Consider the following 18,516-nt stretch of genomic DNA (forward strand, 5'->3'; position numbering starts at 1 on the left):
TCTTGCAGGAATTTTTAGTCTTTGCGGTGAGCTAACTAGACGAGTTGTCCGTATTTTGCGTGAGAATTAAACGAAAGTGCTATCGCCTTATTTTTATTATTGATAAACTTAACATCTCACTTGGACAAGTGACTGTTATGGAATAGGGACGAATTCAAAGGAGCGGGTAAATGTTAATATTAACGAGACGTGTTGGTGAAACCCTCATGATCGGTGACGATGTCACTGTGACTGTGTTGGGTGTGAAAGGAAACCAGGTACGAATTGGTGTGAATGCACCGAAAGACGTGTCTGTTCACCGTGAAGAAATTTATATGCGGATTCAGGCCGAGAAAGATAACAAATCGCCAGGAAACGAATAGTTCAACCTATCGGTTTTGCCGTAAAAAACGGCAGAGTGATTAAATAAAACGCATTTGAACCATTAGTTTTAAAAAAGCGTTTGACATGCTCGCTCAAATCGCTATCATTCGTGCCCATCAAGACGCGGTGAGGTGGCCGAGAGGCTGAAGGCGCTCCCCTGCTAAGGGAGTATAGGGTTTGTAGCCCTATCGAGGGTTCGAATCCCTCCCTCACCGCCAGTTTCTTAAAGTACGTCCAACCTCGGTTGCAAACGTCCGCAAGAAACAGAGAAAGTTTTAGGTTAATCGACGCGCTCGTAGCTCAGCTGGATAGAGTACCTGGCTACGAACCAGGCGGTCGGAGGTTCGAATCCTCCCGAGCGCGCCATTCTCCTAAAATGAATTCCAATCGGAATACAGCGCGCTCGTAGCTCAGCTGGATAGAGTACCTGGCTACGAACCAGGCGGTCGGAGGTTCGAATCCTCCCGAGCGCGCCATTTTTCTCTGCTTTCAAACAATGCATCATCTTTCTTTTGCTATTCAGCAGTTAATCACCATCGCAACATGTAAAGCAGCTCAACGCTGACACGCCGATATAACCTCCAAGAATGACTATTCGCCCCTGCACTTTAACAACAGACGCCTGACGTCGGTTTGCTATTTTCTGCTCTTTCAGCGCTTAAAATTCTTACATCAATCCGTTGGGCAAGCCGTTCGGAAATCCATTCGACAATCCGTTCGGCAAGCCAATCCTCCATATAGCGACTATAACCACGGTCAATAAACCTTTGCTTTTCTTTCTTGCCGAGTTTATTTACAATTAGGTAACAAATTCTCGTTAGACACTTCAAATGGCAAGGATGGTTATGTCAGATTTATTTGTGCAAGCTGCGGAGTTAATGCTTGCCGGTATGGGCGTGGTATTTGTATTTCTCATTGTCCTGACTGGAGCCGTGGCCTTGCTTACACAGCTATGCCCGGTCGATGCAGCAGCGACGCCAACGACGTCCGCTCCGCCAGCGACAGCCTCCCAATCGTCCGCAGAGGATGGTTCGCAAGCTAAGAAACTTGCCGCCATTGCGGTTGCCGTGCAGCGCTATCGAAAAGCGCAATCCCCCGATTCGAGTCACAAGGAGTAAGTTATGACCAAACCTTTATTGCTCACCGAGCTGGTGCTGCGTGATGCGCACCAGTCGTTACTAGCAACACGTTTGCGCTTGGATGACATGCTGCCCATGGCAGAAAAACTCGATCAAGCTGGGTTTTGGTCTCTAGAAACATGGGGTGGCGCAACGTTTGACGCTTGTATTCGTTATCTGGGTGAAGACCCATGGGAGCGTTTACGGGAGTTGAAAAAAGCAATGCCGAATACCCGTCAACAAATGCTCCTGCGTGGTCAGAATTTACTGGGCTATCGTCACTATGCGGATGATGTCGTGCGCCGTTTTGTTGAGCGGGCTCGCACCAATGGCGTTGACGTGTTTCGTATTTTCGATGCCATGAATGACGTCCGTAACTTAAAAACAGCAATTGAAGCGACAATTGCCAACGATGGCCACGCACAAGGCACCTTGGCTTATACGGTTAGCCCAGTGCATACCCGCGAAAAATGGGTCGACATGGCGAAAGAGTTGGAAGACTTAGGCTGTCATTCTATCTGCATTAAAGATATGGCTGGTTTATTGCGTCCTTACGAAGCCGAAGCACTAATTCGTGACTTGAAAGCCAATGTGTCGGTACCGATTGCCATGCAATGTCACGCCACGACTGGGCTTAGTACTGCAACCTATCAAAAAGCCATTGATGCCGGCATCGACATGCTCGATACGGCGATTTCGTCGATGAGTATGACCTATGGCCATAGCGCAACTGAAACGATTGTGGCGATGGTAGAAGGAACGGAACGTGACACTGGCTTGGACTTAGTAAGTTTAGAAGAAATCGCTGCCTATTTCCGTCATGTACGGAAAAAGTATGCGCGCTATGAAGGCTCACTCAAAGGCATCGATGCTCGAATTTTAACGGCGCAGGTACCGGGTGGCATGCTCACCAACATGGAAAACCAGTTACGCGAGCAAAAAGCATTAGACAAGTTCGACCAAGTCTTGGAAGAAATTCCGCGGGTACGTGAAGATCTTGGCTTCATTCCCTTAGTCACACCCACGTCGCAAATTGTCGGGACACAAGCTGTTCTGAATGTCTTAACCGGTGAACGCTATAAATCGGTCTCGAAAGAGACAGCAGGCGTTTTAAAAGGCGAGTATGGAGCAACCGCAGCGCCAGTGAATGCAGAGCTGCAGAAGACGGTTCTGGGCGATGCAGAGGCCATTACCTGTCGTCCGGCTGACTTAATTGCCGATGAAATGGACGAACTCACCAAAGACCTCGAAGAAAAAGCGAAGAAAGACAAAATCCGCTTGGCAACCGACAAGATAGACGACGTACTGACCTATGCGTTGTTTCCGCAAATCGGCTTAAAGTTCTTAAAAAACCGCGACAACCCAGACGCTTTTGAACCTGCACCAAGCATTGAAAACGCAACACCGGTGCGCAAAGCAGAAACCGGAGATAACAGCATCGAACGCTACGATGTGTGTATCTCAGGTGAGTGCTTCTCGGTGGAAGTAGGGCCAGATGGCAGCTTGCAAGCCTCGAGCGCAACGCAGAAGCCACAACCTGCTGCGGATGCAGTGCCAGCACAGGCACCGGCTGCGAAGCCTGCCAGTGGCAATGCGCACGCTTTACATGCGCCATTGTCGGGTAACTTATGGAAGTACCAAGTCAAAGCAGGTGACACCGTCAAGGCGGGTGATGTGGTGGTGATTCTCGAAGCGATGAAAATGGAAACCGAAGTCCGTGCCGATCGTGACGGTACCATTGTTGAGTTAAATGCCCGAGAAGGTGACAGCGTAATCTCTGGTGACGTGCTCTTAACCATTGAAGGGAACGCATAAATTTATGGAGACATTGGTAACCTTGTGGCAGACCACCGGCTTAGCTAGCTTGTCGTGGGGCGCAATTCTCATGATTGTGGTCGGTTTGTTGTTGGTCTACTTGGCCATCGTCCACAAATTTGAGCCACTTCTTTTATTACCGATTGGCTTTGGTGCCGTACTTGCCAACATACCTCTGGCCGGCATGAATGAACCAGGTGGGGTGCTGTACTTGTTGTATGAGATGGGCATTGCCACCGGCCTGTTCCCGCTCCTGATCTTTTTAGGTGTGGGGGCAATGACGGATTTCAGTGCCTTGCTCGCCAATCCAAGAATGTTGTTGCTTGGTGCGGCGGCGCAGTTTGGTATTTTTGCGACGTTGTTGGGCGCGGTTGCCTTGAATTGGGTGCCGGGTATTGAATTTACCATTCAACAAGCTGCTGCCATTGCGATTATTGGTGGTGCGGATGGTCCAACAGCCATTTACCTCGCGTCGCAGTTAGCGCCTGAACTGCTTGGTGCGATTGCTGTGGCAGCATACTCGTATATGGCTCTCGTACCAGTGTTGCAGCCGCCGGTTATGCGCTTATTGACGACCAAAAAAGAACGACAAATTCGCATGACTCAGCTCAAGCCGGTGTCAAAGAAGGCGAAGATCCTTTTTCCATTGATGGTCTTAGTGATGACGCTCTTGCTGCTGCCAACCGCAGCACCGTTAGTGGGGATGTTCTGTCTTGGTAACTTAATGCGCGAAAGTGGTGTGGTTGACCGTTTGAGTAAAACTGCACAGAACGAGTTGATCAACTTGGTCACGATTTTCTTGGGTCTGGCCGTGGGTGCGCAGCTGACTGCGTCGGCGTTCTTGACCACACAAACGCTTGGCATTCTGTTGCTTGGCGCAGTGGCCTTCACCATTGGTACTGCTGCCGGCGTGTTAATGGCGAAGTTGATGAACTTAGTGAGCAAACAGGCGATTAATCCGCTCGTTGGTGCTGCAGGTGTTTCGGCCGTGCCAATGGCCGCTCGGGTTGTTAACAAGGAAGGTTTGAAAGCGGACCAACATAACTTCTTGTTGATGCATGCGATGGGGCCGAACGTTGCTGGAGTGCTCGGTTCGGCTGTTGCTGCGGGTATTTTACTCGCGCTCGCCGGCTAATTCGTCAGAATGAGCATGAGGCTATAAAAGCCGGCGATAACGGCACTAATAATTAAGATATAGAGATAACCTTGCTTACCCTGCTGGAGCTTGTAACCGTTCATTTGTAAATAAATGGTCCATAACAAGCACAGCAGGAGTGGGATCATAAAGAGTAATCGAATCATAGTGTTTCGTCCGTCATTGACTCGTTGGTAAGACTAGAGACATCTTGCGCTGCTTGCTCGGCATGATCAAGTAGCGCTTCTAAACCACTAATTTGATCGGCAACCGCAGCGATATTCCTTTCAACCACAGCGTGCTCTAAATTTGAGGCTTTTTCAGCAAGTGCAACTAACCCAAGGTTAGCGGCAGCGCCTTTTAACGAGTGGAAATAACGCCGCGCCTCTTCACTTTGCCCGCGGGTAATAAATTCCGACACCTTCATGGCCGAGCCACGATAGCTGCTGACTAAGTGGGTGAGTAACTTGACGTACAAGTCCGCATTATTGTTCAAACGTTGCAGCGCCTGTTCAATGTCGATGCCTTTAATTTGTGGATATTTCGGCTTCTGCACAATAGTCGGTTCAGGCTGAGGCTCTGGCGCTTCTTGACTGTTGTCATAAGGACCGGGAATCGCCCATTTTTCAATTTGGCTGAGCAATAACGCTTCGTCAATTGGCTTCGGAATATGACCCTGCATACCCGCAGCAAGTGATTTTTCAGCGTCGCCACTCATGGCATTCGCGGTCATGGCTAGTATTGGCAATTGCTGGTAGCTAAAGAACTGACGAATGGTCTCAGCAGCGCGATAGCCGTCCATGACTGGCATTTGAATATCCATCAGCACAAGGGCGTATTGTTTCTGTTTAACTTTTTCGACCGCAACGGCGCCGTTTTCGGCAATATCAATTTTAAATCCATGGCCGGAGAGCATTTCTCGCGCCACGTGCTGGTTAATTTCGTTGTCTTCGACCAAGAGAATCGGTGCCCCAGCAATGCTGTCGTTCACGCGCTTGGTGTTCGTTACTGAATGCTCTGCATGAGTGGTATTGCCTGAGAGTGCGGTGTGCATTGCACGTGCCAGCGTTGCGGTTGTGTAGGGCTTGGTAATAAAGTCATGGGTACCAGCAGCACGGGCTTTCTCGGCAAGTTCTTCAGCATAGTAGCCAGTTGCTAAAATGAGCTTCGGTAGTTGCTCTGACGACAGCTTTTTCTTTAAGCGCTCGACGAGCTCGAGGCCGTCCATACCGGGTAAACGCCAGTCGATGATCAGTAATTGGAAGGGTTTGTCTTCTTGAATTGCTTGTTTCACTAGCTGGATGGCTTGCTCGCCGCTGTGACACGTGTGGGCGTCCATACCATAGGAACGCAGAGTTTCCTTTAACATTTCACGAGTGCTGGTGTTGTCGTCGATAGCCAGTACCCGCGTACCGGCTAATCGCTGCATGAGCAGGTGATGGTGTGAACTGTCTTGACTGTCTTGCAATGGTAAGGTGAGTTCGATAAAGAAATTCGAACCCTGGTTCGGTGAGCTCGTCACCGCCATATCACCATTCATCAGTTTAATTAACCGATGGGAAATCGCGAGACCAAGACCGGTGCCGCCATATTTACGAGTAGTCGAGCTGTCCGCCTGCGTAAATGCATTAAAGAGCTGTGCGCGTTGCTCCTCGCTCATACCAATACCGGTGTCACGAACTTCAATGCGTAACCAAATTTTGTCGTCGCTGCGATCGAGTAGGGTACAGGCGACACTAATTTCACCGTCTTCGGTAAACTTAATGGCATTACTCACCAAATTAATCAGAACTTGCTGCAAGCGTAGCGGGTCACCAACGAGCATCGTGGGGATATTCGCAGGTAGATTAATAATGAACTCAAGGCCTTTGTCATAGGCTTTATACGCGAACATGTCCGCTAGCGTGCCAAGGACTTCATCGAGGTCAAAAGGAATTCGTTCGATAACCAGTTTATTAGCTTCGATTTTCGAAAAGTCGAGAATATCGTTGATAACCCCGAGTAACGCCTGCGACGACGAGTCGATCACCCGCAAATAACGTTTTTGCTTGTCACTTAACTCCGTTTTTAAAGCGAGGTTAGCCATGCCGACAATAGCATTAATCGGCGTTCGAATTTCATGAGACATATTGGCCAAAAATTCACTTTTTGACTGATTCGCCATTTCCGCGGCTTCCCGCGCTTGTTCAGCATGCTCGCGCGCTTGTGACATTTCTTCGGCCGCGCGCTTGATGGTCGATATATCATAGTAACTGCCAAGAATGCCGCTGATATTGCCTTGTTCGTCATACAAGGGCACGCTGGAGTGCTCGATCCAGCGGCTATCTTGACTTGCATTGTCAGCTTGTAAGCGAATCTCGAGTTCTTGATTACAGGCGGGCAATTGCGCAAAGAAAGCTTGCCGATCACGCTCAAGCAAGCTTGGGTTGGCGGCTAAACGGGGCAGGTCAGCATCGGTTTTGCCGCTCAGCTCTTGGACTGATTGCAAACCGAAGTCGCGTAAGAACCCAGGGTTCGCGCCAACGAAACGCAATTGATGATCACGCCAATACACCCGGTTGGGTAGATCATTAAATATTTGCTGCAGCAGGCGGGTGCTGGCCGAAGAGAAAAATTCTGGGCTAGCAGTTGCTGTAACGACCTCAATTTGACGTTTTTGTAACCAGTAGCGAACGCCAACAAGGAGATTAAAGAGTAACAGGAATACGGCTACCAGCGTGTCGCCCCAGCCCGGCATTAAGATAACCAAGAGAAAACCAATGGCATTCACAAGCCAAAGGATTGGCGAGCGAATAAACCAATTGGACGGGTTGTTATTCATCATAGAAAGTGAATTCCTGTCGCTGCATTTTCTGAATTATTGTGGCACACTAGCGTTCATCATATCAGACAATTTCAGGAAGTTGCTTTGTCAATTCAATTCTCGGACCGATTGGCGCGCTTGCAGGCCTGTCCTAGCGCCCAACAAGCTGCCTTGAAACAAATGAATCGAGGCCTCGAACGCGAAACTTTGCGTATTACCCCCGCCGGGGAGCTCGCTACGACTTTGCATCCGCGAGCGCTTGGCTCGACCCTGACCCACCCGCTTATTACCACTGATTATGCGGAAGCTTTGCTAGAATTTATCACGCCAGTGGCAACGTCAATTCAAACCACACTCGCGCAATTACGAGATGTTCACCGTGCCACTTATCAGGCACTTGGCGACGAGTTACTTTGGCCGTTGAGTATGCCCTGTTATGTGAATGACGTCAGTGACATTCGTTTGGCTCAATATGGTGATTCCCACGTTGGACGCATGAAGACTACTTATCGTCAAGGTCTGACGCACCGTTACGGCGCTGTTATGCAAACGATTGCAGGGGTGCACTTTAATTGGTCGGTGAATACAGCCATGTGGCAAGAGATGGCTGCGGAAGACGGCGTCGAAGATAACGAGGACTATCGGTCTGAGCAATACTTTGCATTGCTGCGCAACTTTAAACGTTGGGCTTGGGTCATTCCTTATTTCTTTGGTGCGTCCCCGGTTTTGTGCAAGTCGTTCTTGCGCCACAGCTTTGCCGATTTAGATTTTCATGAGCTTGGCAGCGGCATGGTGCATGTTCCCAATGCAACGTCGCTGCGTATGAGTGACTTGGGTTACACCAATAAAGAGCAAGCTGCACTGAAAATTACTTATAACTCGCTTTCTGACTACGTCAGTGGTTTGCGGCGTGCGGTGTTCACCCGTTCGGAAGCTTTTGCGGAAATTGGGGTGCGCGATGGTGATCATTGGCGCCAACTGAATGCGAATATTCTGCAAATCGAAAACGAATTTTATTCACCGATTCGGCCAAAACGAGTTGCCGAGTCGGGTGAAACTCCAACGCAAGCACTGGAACGCGGTGGGGTACAGTATATCGAGGTTCGTGCAATTGACGTGAACCCGTTTAGTCCGGTTGGAATTACTGCTGAGCAAATGCATTTTCTTGATTTGTTCTTGTTGTATTGTTTGTGGTCGGACAGCCCGCAACTCAGCCTTGAGCAACAGCACCAAACTGAGAAAAACGTCAATACAGTTGTGTTGCGCGGTCGTGAGCCAGGGCTACGACTCGTTGATGAGCAAGGTGAACTGACGGTCAGTGAGCGTTTACAAGCGCTTTTTGCTCAGTTAGAAAAAATTGCCAAATGGCTTGATGACGGCGCCAGTGGTGATTATCAGCAAGCACTGGCCAGCTTTGCCCCAGCGATTGATGATCCAGAACTAACTCTTTCAGCGCAGTTGCTGAACGAGTATCGCGCCGCAGTGCAGGCTTATCGGCAGGTGGGGCTAGGACTCGCGGTGAGTTACAAAGAACAACTGATGAATTCTGATTTTGAATACTATACAGCGGCTGACTTCAAGCAATGGGCTGAAGAGTCGCTGACTGAACAAGCAGAGATTGAAGCAGCAGATCAGGGCACCTTTGCAGAATATTTAGAGAACTACTTCCAGCGTGCCCTGGACAAAAAAAACGCGCCTCGGTAAAAAGGCGCGTAAGTATTATTCCAGGGGACAAACAAAATGAAAACTCTACACGGAAATTTGGAACAGGATTCAGGGCATAAGTTCCCTAGGTGTGCAAAAAAGATTCAAAAGGCTGCTTTACTGATTGTTTTAGCAACAGTTTTTGTCACCGGCTGTAGCACCTCGCCACCTCGTGATGCCGAGAACATCTGTAATATCTTCGAAGAACGCCGGGATTGGTGGCGAGCTGCGAAGTCAATGAACAAAGAGTGGGGCGCACCGATTCATGTGCCGATGGCGATTATGTATCAGGAAAGCTCATTCCGCCATAATGCTGCGCCGCCACGCCGATATATTCTCGGCTTTATTCCCTGGAAACGCCTCAGCGACGCCTACGGTTACGCACAAGCAAAAACTGGAACCTGGGATGATTACATTCGCGAGACCGGCAACCGCCGTGCACGTCGCGACAACTTTGCCGATGCAATCGATTTTGTTGGTTGGTATATGGATAAAACCTACCGGATTAATGGTGTTTCCAAGTACGACGCCTATGCGCAATACTTGAACTACCATGAAGGCTGGGGTGGTTATCAGCGACAAACCTACTTGCAGAAACAGTGGTTAGTTCAAGTGTCACGGAATGTTGATAGTCGTGCGACACGCTATGCGCAGCAGTTGAACCAGTGTGAAGCTAAGCTGAATCGCGGCTGGTTCCGCCGCTTATTTAGCTAGTGTAAGTCTTGGTTGAAAGGTTGCAGAACAAAGCCGCTGTTTAGCGGCTTTTTCGTTTCCGCTTCGGTTGAATTCGTACTTGCTCGACGCGGTTGTCGGTGACTTCTAATATTTCAATCACATAACCGGCAATACGAATACACATAGGGTATTGAGGAATATCACCGAACTCTTCGATAATCAGGCCATTGAGGGTTTTTGGCCCATCGATTGGCAAGTTCACCTTTAACTCTTTATTCAAGTCACGCAAGTTCATGGTGCCTTCAACAAGGTAGGTACCATCCGCTTGACGATGAATATGCTCTTGCGTCTGTCCGGTAATCGAAGTGGTAAAGTCGCCGACGATCTCTTCGAGCAAGTCCTCTAGTGTGACCATGCCCTGAATGTCGCCATACTCATCGACCACTAGGCCAATGCGCTCTTTGTTGTGTTGGAACTTCACTAACTGTACTGATAGCGGTGTACCTTCAGGAATAAAATAGATATCGCGGGCGGCGCGGACAATCGATGCTTTGTCGGGCTCGTGGCTACGGGTGAGTAACCGCAGCATATCGCGTGCATGTAAAAAGCCGATGGCGTCGTCAATTTCACCGCGATAGAGCAAGATTAGGGTGTGCGGCATGTTGTTCAGTTGCCGGACGATGCTTTGAAGATCGTCATTGATATCGAGCGCGGTGATTTCATTGCGCGGAATCATAATGTCGTCAACGGTGACCTTCTCAAGGTCGAGGATGCTGAGGAGCATTTCTTGGTGGCGTGATGGAATGAGTGAGCCAGCTTCATGCACTATCGTGCGCAGCTCTTCGGCGCTGAGGGTGTCTTTCCCCGCGGCACTGGGGTTGATACCTAGCAGGCGCATCATGTTGTTGGTGATAAAATTAACCGCGGCGACTAAGGGATAGAAGACTTTTAACAAGGGCGACAAAACGAATGAGGTCGGGAAGGCGACCCGTTCCGGATGTAAGGCAGCAATGGTTTTAGGTGTCACTTCGGCAAAGATCAGAATAATTAACGTCAGCACAATAGTGGCTATGGCAATTCCATAATCACCGTAAAGGCGCATACCGATAATGGTCGCAATGGCCGAGGCTAGGATATTCACCAAGTTGTTGCCAATTAAGATCAGGCCGATCAGTCGGTCTGGGCGGTCGAGTAACTGAGTAACACGGCGGGCTGACTTATTACCAGATTGTGCAAGGTGACGTAGCTTGTAGCGGTTGACCGACATCATGCCGGTTTCGGAGCCTGAGAAGTAAGCCGAGATGAAAATTAACACCGCAAGTACAATAAATAACGTACCGGTAGATATGTCGTCCAAAGGAAGTTCCTGTTAGTAAAGTCAATGTCCCTAATTTAGGGGCGTATGCGCACAAGTCAAGTGATTTAAAGACGTTTCTGTCGATTAAGAAATAATGATATCGCGCACAAAGCGGCTGCCGAAGTAACCGAGGATGAGCAAACTACTCGCTAAAAGAGTGAGATAGACCGCAATGCGGCCGCGTAATCCACGCCAGTAGTGAATAATGACAATGCCGCCGAAAGCAAGTAGCGCCATGATCGAGAAAATGGTTTTATGCAGTTGACCGCGGGCGAATAAATCTTCCAGATAAATAAAGCCGACAATCATGGCAAGCAGTAAGACAATCGTACCAGTGGTTAATAAGCGGAAGAAATATTGCTCGATCGACATTAACGGTGGAATACGGTGTGAGACTGCTTTTGCGCTTCTTTGTTTGAGCAAGCGGTTGACATATAAAAGTTGAACCCCATAAAAGGTAGCTAGGGTAAGAATAGCTGACGCGATTAGGGCTAAACTCATGTGTAAGGCAAAAATAGGGGTCATATAAATGGGGCGCCCGACTTCAGCAGGGACTAAGAGCACTGTCACTAAGCTGAGGGCCGCAAGTCCATAAATTGCAGGTCGAATCAATAAGCTTGCTGGATGATCACCACGAATCGTGTTGAGAAAACTTAAAATAAACGTGATGATGGTCAGCGAGATAAATAAATTTACTTTCACGAATGAGGTTTCGGTGAACACGCCAATGAGCGCCGCGACGTGGGTGACTAAGGCGACAAGACTGAGAATTAAAGCGCGACGACGCATACGGTTCGGGTCGCCTAGTCGGGCACTGAGAATAAATGCACTCAGAACGTAGGCGAGAATACTGATGCCGACCAATGGCGTGTACATAGCGAAGGTCATCCTTATTGATTGATTCGTCGTGATTTTACATGGTTATTTGGCAGAGTATAAGCCTGTCCATCGCCAAACCCAACCTCATTCCGTATAATACCCGAAACTCGGCAGACAGGAAGAGAGTATGTTTGAAAACCTGAGCGAACGTTTATCCCAGAGTTTGCGCAATATTAGTGGGCGTGGTCGCCTTACTGAAGACAATATCAAAGACACGCTGCGCGAAGTGCGCATGGCGTTGCTTGAAGCTGACGTCGCTTTGCCTGTGGTCAAAGAATTTATCGGCAAAGTAAAAGAGCGTGCGCTTGGCGTGGAGGTGAACAAGAACCTAAACCCAGGTCAGGTGTTCGTTAAAATTGTCCGCACTGAGCTTGAAGCGGCGATGGGTGAGGCTAATGTACCACTGAATTTAGCCACTCAGCCACCGGCAGTCATCATGATGGCGGGTTTACAGGGCGCAGGTAAAACCACCAGTGTGGGCAAGCTGGCGCGCTTCTTAAAAGAAAAGCAAAAGAAAAAAGTGCTCGTGGTCAGTGCTGACGTTTATCGTCCAGCGGCGATAGCTCAGTTAGAGCGCCTAGCAGCGGATGTCGACGTTGAATTCTTCCCGTCGTCGGTCGACCAGAAGCCGGTGGCGATTGCCACTGCGGCGATTGACCACGCGCGGAAGAAATTTATTGACGTCGTGTTAGTGGATACCGCCGGTCGTCTTGCGGTTGACGAAGCCATGATGACGGAAATTAAAGACCTGCATGCAGCCATTCAGCCGATCGAAACGCTGTTTGTTGTGGATGCCATGACAGGTCAGGACGCCGCCAACACCGCCAAAGCCTTTAACGAAGCGCTGCCATTAACTGGGGTGATTCTGACTAAGGTCGATGGTGATGCACGTGGTGGTGCCGCGCTTTCGATTCGATACATAACTGGTAAGCCAATTAAATTCTTGGGTGTCGGTGAAAAGAATGATGCGCTCGAACCGTTTCATCCGGATCGGATTGCGTCACGTATTCTCGGCATGGGTGACGTGCTGTCCCTGATTGAACAAGTCGAGTCGAAAGTTGACCGCGAAAAAGCCGAACAAGTGGCCAAAAAGGTCATGAAGAGCGGCAAATTTAGTTTGGAAGATTTCCGTGACCAGCTCCAACAGATGCGCAACATGGGCGGTATGATGGGCTTGATGGACAAATTGCCTGGCATGGGACAAATGGCCGGTAAATTACAAGGCCAAATGGACGACAAAGTGACCGTGCGGATGGAAGCGATTATTAATTCGATGACCCCGCAAGAGCGCGAGCATCCAGATATTATTAAGGGCTCTCGTAAACGTCGAATCGCCACTGGCTCTGGTGTGCAGGTGCAAGACGTGAATAAATTGCTGAAGCAATTTAGTCAAATGCAAAAGATGATGAAGAAAATGAAAGGCGGCGGGATGGCGAAAATGATGCGTCAGCTCGGCGGTAAAATGCCACCAGGAATGTTCCCCGGACGTTAACAAACCTCGATATTACTTGCATTTGCAGAGAAATTCCGTAGAATATTGCGACCCTTCCGGCTAGCCGTCGGAAGGGGTTCTTTAACCTTTGAAAACATTGAAAAACATAGGATAACGGTAATGGTAACCATTCGTTTACAACGGGGTGGCGCTAAGAAGCGTCCATTCTACCAAATGGTAGTTACCGACAGCCGGAACGCCCGTGATGGTCGTTTCATCGAAAATGTCGGTTTCTTTAACCCGGTAGCTCGTGGTCAAGAAGAGAAAGTTCGTATCGATCTGGATCGGATTGAACACTGGGTCGGCCAAGGCGCGCAAGTGTCTGACCGCGTAGCTAAGTTGATCAAAGACGCGCGTAAAGCGGCTTAATCAACCCGGTTAAAAACTACAGTTAAAAATGGAAGAAGCGAAACGTATGCAAAAAGACGCCCATAAAAATGCTGACGCTGTCGTACTAGGCAACATTGGAGCCGTGTATGGGATCAAAGGCTGGGTGCGAATTAATGCATTTACGGATGAGCAAGAAGGCATTTTTGACTATCGTCCGTGGCTGATTGGCCGTAACGGACAATGGCGTGAGATCGAAGTCAGCCAATGGCGCTGGCATAATAAAGATCTTGTCGCCAAGCTTGCAGGTGTCGAAGATCGTGATACTGCACAACAGTACACAGGGCTCGATATCGCAGTTCCGGCAACAGAGTTACCGGAATTGCCTGAAGATGAATATTACTGGCGTGACTTGGTTGGCCTTGATGTTGTTAATTCTGAGAATTACAACATGGGGAAAGTCAGTCACTTGCTTTCGACCGTCGCCAACGATGTGTTGGTGGTGAAAGCAAACGCTAACGATGCGTTTGGTAAGCGCGAGCGTCTGATTCCTTTCATTCAGTCACAGTATGTTGTGAGTGTTGATCAGGAAGCAGGCCGGATTACGGTAGACTGGCCAGCTGATTTCTAATGGCTGAACGTTTACACGTCGGGGTTGTCACCCTGTTTCCGGACATGTTCAATGCGATTACTGAGTTCGGTGTGACGCGTCGGGCTGTCAATGATGAACGTTTAACTGTTCAGACTTGGAACCCGCGTGATTATGCAACTGATCGTCATCGGACTGTGGATGACCGTCCTTACGGCGGTGGCCCAGGAATGTTGATGATGGTGGCGCCTTTACGGGCTGCAATTCAAGAAGCGAAAGCAGGTATTGAAGCGCAGTCAGGACAGGTACCGAAAGTGATTTATTTGTCACCGCAAGGCCGTAAATTGGACCAACAAGGTGTTCGTGAACTTTCACAATACTCAGCGTTGGTGCTAGTGGCCGGTCGTTACGAGGGAATTGACGAGCGTGTTATTGAGTCAGATATTGACGAAGAGTGGTCCATCGGAGACTTTGTTCTCAGTGGTGGCGAACTTCCGGCAATGGTGATGATTGATGCACTCGCGCGTGAAGTCCCGGGAGTATTAGGACATCAAGATTCAGCCGTGGAAGATTCTTTCGCGAATGGATTACTCGATTGTCCGCACTATACGCGTCCAGAAGTTCTCGATGGCAAGCAAGTTCCACCAGTGTTACTGAGTGGAAATCATGAAGAAATTAGGCGGTGGCGGTTACAACAAGCTCTCGGGCGAACTTGGCAACGGCGACCTGAATTACTTAATAACCTAGCTCTGACTGACGAGCAGCAAACGTTGTTGGCAGCGTTTATCGCAGCGCAACAAGACCAGTAGCTTGGGTAGTATATTCTAGGCGGAGAAAATCATGGCTAAAGTAAATAAAAGTATCTTGAAGCAGCTCGAAGACGAGCAGCTCAAGCAAGATCTCCCGGCATTTGCTCCGGGTGACACTGTTATCGTCAATGTAAAGGTTAAAGAAGGTGAGCGTGAGCGTATCCAGGCCTTTGAAGGTGTGGTTATTCGTAAGCGCAACCGTGGCTTGCACAGCGCATTTACTGTTCGTAAAATCTCGAACAGCGAAGGTGTTGAGCGTACGTTCCAGACTCATAGCCCACTAATCGCTGGCATTACTGTTAAGCGTCGCGGTGCGGTACGTCGTGCGAAGCTTTACTATCTTCGCGAGCGTAGCGGTAAATCAGCACGTATCAAAGAAAAGCTTAACTAAGCATTTCTTTACGAGCTTGAAAAAAGGTCCTTCGGGACCTTTTTTTATGGCTGAATATATTTAAGCGCCATTACAGCGGTGAAAATTGTCACTTCCGCTACATTCAGATTTGGGACTTTCAGTAGAAATTCTGCAACAATAACCGCCTGAAGAAATAAATAGAAAAGGCGGTATTAAAGTGGATGAACGCTTAAAAACATTGCGCGATCAGATTGATGCGACTGACTCCGAACTCGTGCAGGTGTTGGCGAAACGGATGGAACTCTCGCGTCAAATTGGTGAAGTGAAGCAAGAGCTTGGTCAACCTCTTTATGTGCCTGCGAGGGAAGCAGCTCTGATCAGCGCTCGGCGCGAGGAAGCAGAAAATGCGGGCCTGAGTGGCGATCTCGTTGAAGATGTCCTGCGCCGCACCATGCGCGAGTCTTATTTACGCCAGCGCAATCAAGGCTTCCAGCGCACTGGCGTGGCTGAGCGCCCCGTGGTGGTTATTGGTGGTAAAGGGCAACTTGGTTCGCTCTTTGTGCGCTGGTTTGAATTATCCCAATACCGTGTGATTGTCATTGACCAAGACAATCTCGCCGAGTTGCCGGCGGCCGTTATGGACGCCGCACTGGTGCTAGTGAGTGTTCCGGTTGCGAAGACGATTGATGTCATACAAGCCCTGCCAAACATGCCCGATGATTGTATCCTTGCTGATTTAACCAGTGTTAAAAATGCACCGTTAGCTGCCATGATGGCTCACCACAGCGGCCCGGTGCTCGGCTTGCACCCGATGTTCGGTCCAAGCATTCCGACCTTTGCTAAACAAACGATTTTAGTCACCCCAGGCCGCGATGCGCAGGCGAGCCAATGGTTGTTGCGTCAGTTCGAGATTTGGGGGGTGCGTCTGCATGAACTGTCGGCAGAACGGCATGATCGCGCGATGTCAGTGATTCAGGTGATGCGCCACTTATCGACGTTTGTCTATGGGTACCATTTAGTCCACGAAGATGTCGAACTTGACGAGCTTGTCGCCTTAAGCTCACCAATTTACCGCTTAGAGTTAATGATGGTTGGGCGATTATTTGCCCAAAGCCCAGAGTTGTATGCCGATATTATCTTGTCAGACCGTGACCAGCACCGCATGATTCGCCGCTACTTGCAGCGTTTTCAAGACTTATTGACGCTGATCGAGACAGAAGGGCGCGAAGCGTTTATTCGCGAGTTTGCCGATGTTGCGCAGTGGTTCGGGCCGTATGCCCGACAGTTCCTGCAAGAGTCGGCACAGCTCTTACAGCATGCCGACGATGTGAAACACGTTGAATCGTAAGGTGTTAACCGATTAACCGATTAGTCGATTAACCCGTGCTCAGTGAGCAATTGCTCAATGGCATCGGGAGCAACGGGCTTGTGTAAGGTTTGATTCATACCTGCTTGCCGGCATGCTTCTAATTCATTCGGGCTTTGATGGCCGGTTAAAGCAATGATAGGGATGTCGCTAAAAGCAGGGATTTGCCGCAGTTGCTGACATACTTCAGCGCCGGTGTAGTCGGCCATTTCATAATCGAGAATGAGTAGCTGCGGTTGATGTTGTTGGGCGTGGCTCAACGCGTCGGTGCCGTTTGTGGCGGTAATGACTTCAACCGGAAAGCGGCTGAGCATTGCTTTGAGCACTTCGAGACTAATAAAGTCATCATCTGCAATTAAGATTGTTTTCATGAGTCTGTTGTTACAACCCTTGGTACCAGTTTGCCTTAGTCGCTTGGCTTACCGGTGTGGTGCATTGAGCTTTAAGACTGCCACGGTCGTCCGTGGCAGTCAATTAAAGTGCAATAATAGGCCATTTAACTAAGAAAATAGAAAATCCAAGCGAGGTTGACCACTAGAATTAAGAAGCCCCAGCCACCGTGACGTTGAGCGGGTGCATTCGCCACCGCAGCACTGGCAACTTCTTTTTTACCCGTGATCATCGGTTTAATCAGTTTCTTTTTCAAAATGGTATAGATGGCCACAGCAACCAGGTGGAGCGCAATCGCAATGAGAATGAAGTCAAATGCTTGCTTGTGATAGCGCGTTAACGCACGCACGGTGTCATTGCTTACATATTGAGCTAGCGGGCCGCGAAAGAAAATCGCATCATCAGTAAACAAGCCACTGATTGCCTGCGCCAACAGTAAACCAAGCATAATCACGACCATGTACGCACCCGCAGGATTGTGGGTTAAGTACTCATGCTGTGTCGGCCTGCGAAAATAACGAAAGATCGCAAATGGTGATTGCATAAAGGTTGTAAAGCGCGCCGGTTGGCTGCCAATAAAGCCCCATATTATACGGGTTAACACTAACGCCAACATCACCAGCCCAAGCTGATGATGTTGGTCGATATAGTCAATGTTACCACCGGTGTACCAGAGGCCTGCAAAAACCAAGACGAGCAGCCAATGAAAACCACGGACAAAGCCGTCCCAAAGGTGAATGGTGACAGTACTCATGGTCGCTTTATCCTAGTCTGCGCGGTAACCTTCGTGACACTGCTGACAAGTCCGTGCAGTGGCCATAAATTTCGGACGGATGTCACGAATATTGCCACTTTCAGCAGCCTCTGCAAGTTCGACAGCAGCGCTTTGGAAAGCGTCGCGTTTACTCTCGAAGTCACTCCAGTTCTGCCAAATAGCCGGCAGAGCGTCACTGTTGTTGGTGGCATTTTCACCAGCACCGGTAAAGGCATCAAATGGGATGTTACTTAAGTGGACAAGCGCTTTTGAACGTTGCTTAAATTGGTCGGCATCAAAGTCAATTTCCCCACGCACCATACCGGACATATAACCGAAGTTTTCACGAATTAACTTAAATGCGCCTTGGCGATATTCAACGGCGTCTTCGGCTTTGGTAAATGCACTGCTGAGTGCTGGGGCTGCAAAGGTTGCCAAGCCGATGGTCAGGGCTGCTGCTGTTAATGTAGTGATCAAACGCATGGTGTACTCCTTTATTATTGATATGGGCGACAGACGGGCTCGGATCGCCCTAAATCGTTTACCCCTAAATCAGGTCTATTCATCGAGTGCGCATTGTGCTACTCG

At 49.2% G+C, this 18,516-nt stretch carries 19 protein-coding genes and 3 tRNA genes; 15 read left to right on the forward strand and 7 right to left on the reverse strand.

Annotated features, from left to right (window positions below; genetic code table 11):
- Positions 1-170: 170 nt before the first annotated feature.
- The 7 genes from csrA to CWE06_RS00655 all read left to right on the forward strand — a co-directional run bounded on the left by csrA (position 171) and on the right by CWE06_RS00655 (position 4,431).
- Positions 171-362, forward strand: coding sequence for a carbon storage regulator CsrA (csrA, locus tag CWE06_RS00625; protein ID WP_126790382.1), 192 nt, complete (start codon positions 171-173; stop codon positions 360-362).
- A 126-nt stretch (positions 363-488) separates the two neighbouring features.
- Positions 489-581 (forward strand) — tRNA-Ser (locus tag CWE06_RS00630).
- 71 nt (positions 582-652) lie between these two features.
- Positions 653-729, forward strand: a tRNA-Arg gene (locus tag CWE06_RS00635).
- A gap of 33 nt (positions 730-762) precedes the next feature.
- Positions 763-839 (forward strand) — tRNA-Arg (locus CWE06_RS00640).
- 369 nt (positions 840-1,208) lie between these two features.
- A complete protein-coding gene (locus CWE06_RS00645) occupies positions 1,209-1,481 on the forward strand; it encodes an OadG family protein (RefSeq protein ID WP_157981100.1) in 273 nt (90 codons plus the stop codon).
- Positions 1,482-1,484: 3 nt separating this feature from the next.
- On the forward strand, positions 1,485-3,296 hold the full coding sequence (gene oadA / locus CWE06_RS00650) for a sodium-extruding oxaloacetate decarboxylase subunit alpha (protein WP_126790384.1): 1,812 nt from the start codon (positions 1,485-1,487) through the stop codon (positions 3,294-3,296).
- Positions 3,297-3,300: 4 nt separating this feature from the next.
- Positions 3,301-4,431 carry a sodium ion-translocating decarboxylase subunit beta gene (locus CWE06_RS00655; protein WP_126790385.1) on the forward strand — a complete coding sequence of 377 codons (1,131 nt, stop codon included), beginning with the start codon at positions 3,301-3,303 and terminating at the stop codon, positions 4,429-4,431.
- On the opposite strand, the gene CWE06_RS12425 is transcribed toward CWE06_RS00655, so the two are convergent.
- The gene (locus tag CWE06_RS12425) at positions 4,428-4,598 is read right to left on the reverse strand and encodes a hypothetical protein (RefSeq protein ID WP_198679002.1); all 171 of its coding nucleotides are present in this window, start codon (positions 4,596-4,598) and stop codon (positions 4,428-4,430) included. The genes CWE06_RS00655 and CWE06_RS12425 overlap by 4 nt on opposite strands.
- Positions 4,595-7,255 (reverse strand): PAS domain-containing hybrid sensor histidine kinase/response regulator, encoded by a 2,661-nt coding sequence (locus tag CWE06_RS00660; RefSeq protein ID WP_241972433.1) that lies wholly within the window; start codon positions 7,253-7,255, stop codon positions 4,595-4,597. The genes CWE06_RS12425 and CWE06_RS00660 overlap by 4 nt, the downstream gene beginning before the upstream one ends.
- An 84-nt stretch (positions 7,256-7,339) precedes the next feature.
- Between CWE06_RS00660 and gshA the strand changes: the two genes are divergently transcribed.
- Together gshA and CWE06_RS00670 are read left to right on the forward strand one after the other, a co-directional pair.
- Positions 7,340-8,938 (forward strand): glutamate--cysteine ligase, encoded by a 1,599-nt coding sequence (gshA, locus tag CWE06_RS00665; RefSeq protein WP_126790386.1) that lies wholly within the window; start codon positions 7,340-7,342, stop codon positions 8,936-8,938.
- A 36-nt stretch (positions 8,939-8,974) separates the two neighbouring features.
- Positions 8,975-9,652 (forward strand): transglycosylase SLT domain-containing protein, encoded by a 678-nt coding sequence (locus CWE06_RS00670; RefSeq protein ID WP_241972434.1) that lies wholly within the window; start codon positions 8,975-8,977, stop codon positions 9,650-9,652.
- 40 nt (positions 9,653-9,692) lie between these two features.
- Here CWE06_RS00670 and CWE06_RS00675 read toward each other — a convergent pair whose 3' ends face one another.
- A complete protein-coding gene (locus tag CWE06_RS00675) occupies positions 9,693-10,970 on the reverse strand; it encodes an HlyC/CorC family transporter (protein ID WP_126790387.1) in 1,278 nt (425 codons plus the stop codon).
- An 84-nt stretch (positions 10,971-11,054) separates the two neighbouring features.
- Positions 11,055-11,846 carry a cytochrome C assembly family protein gene (locus CWE06_RS00680; RefSeq protein WP_157981101.1) on the reverse strand — a complete coding sequence of 264 codons (792 nt, stop codon included), beginning with the start codon at positions 11,844-11,846 and terminating at the stop codon, positions 11,055-11,057.
- 130 nt (positions 11,847-11,976) lie between these two features.
- On the opposite strand from CWE06_RS00680, the gene ffh reads away from it, so the two are divergent.
- From ffh to tyrA, 6 genes are all read left to right on the forward strand, one after another.
- A complete protein-coding gene (gene ffh / locus CWE06_RS00685; protein WP_126790389.1) occupies positions 11,977-13,341 on the forward strand; it encodes a signal recognition particle protein in 1,365 nt (454 codons plus the stop codon).
- Positions 13,342-13,461: 120 nt separating this feature from the next.
- Positions 13,462-13,710, forward strand: a complete 249-nt coding sequence (gene rpsP, locus CWE06_RS00690) for a 30S ribosomal protein S16 (protein WP_126790390.1) — start codon at positions 13,462-13,464, stop codon at positions 13,708-13,710.
- A 46-nt stretch (positions 13,711-13,756) separates the two neighbouring features.
- Positions 13,757-14,299: a ribosome maturation factor RimM gene (gene rimM / locus CWE06_RS00695; RefSeq protein WP_126790391.1), complete on the forward strand. Its 543-nt coding sequence runs from the start codon at positions 13,757-13,759 to the stop codon at positions 14,297-14,299.
- Positions 14,299-15,066: a tRNA (guanosine(37)-N1)-methyltransferase TrmD gene (gene trmD / locus CWE06_RS00700; RefSeq protein WP_126790392.1), complete on the forward strand. Its 768-nt coding sequence runs from the start codon at positions 14,299-14,301 to the stop codon at positions 15,064-15,066. Before rimM ends, trmD begins: the two co-directional genes overlap by 1 nt.
- Positions 15,067-15,097: 31 nt before the next feature.
- Positions 15,098-15,457 carry a 50S ribosomal protein L19 gene (gene rplS / locus CWE06_RS00705; RefSeq protein ID WP_126790393.1) on the forward strand — a complete coding sequence of 120 codons (360 nt, stop codon included), beginning with the start codon at positions 15,098-15,100 and terminating at the stop codon, positions 15,455-15,457.
- A gap of 178 nt (positions 15,458-15,635) precedes the next feature.
- Entirely contained in the window at positions 15,636-16,766 is a 1,131-nt protein-coding gene (gene tyrA / locus CWE06_RS00710) for a bifunctional chorismate mutase/prephenate dehydrogenase (protein WP_126790394.1), read from the forward strand.
- 20 nt (positions 16,767-16,786) lie between these two features.
- On the opposite strand, the gene CWE06_RS00715 is transcribed toward tyrA, so the two are convergent.
- From CWE06_RS00715 to CWE06_RS00725, 3 genes are all read right to left on the reverse strand, one after another.
- Positions 16,787-17,155, reverse strand: coding sequence for a response regulator (locus CWE06_RS00715; protein WP_126790395.1), 369 nt, complete (start codon positions 17,153-17,155; stop codon positions 16,787-16,789).
- Positions 17,156-17,280: 125 nt separating this feature from the next.
- A complete protein-coding gene (locus CWE06_RS00720; protein ID WP_126790396.1) occupies positions 17,281-17,928 on the reverse strand; it encodes a cytochrome b/b6 domain-containing protein in 648 nt (215 codons plus the stop codon).
- Positions 17,929-17,940: 12 nt separating this feature from the next.
- Positions 17,941-18,411, reverse strand: a complete 471-nt coding sequence (locus CWE06_RS00725) for a c-type cytochrome (protein WP_126790397.1) — start codon at positions 18,409-18,411, stop codon at positions 17,941-17,943.
- Positions 18,412-18,516: the final 105 nt, after the last annotated feature.

Source organism: Aliidiomarina haloalkalitolerans, from assembly GCF_003987315.1.
GTDB classification, from domain to species: domain Bacteria; phylum Pseudomonadota; class Gammaproteobacteria; order Enterobacterales; family Alteromonadaceae; genus Aliidiomarina; species Aliidiomarina haloalkalitolerans.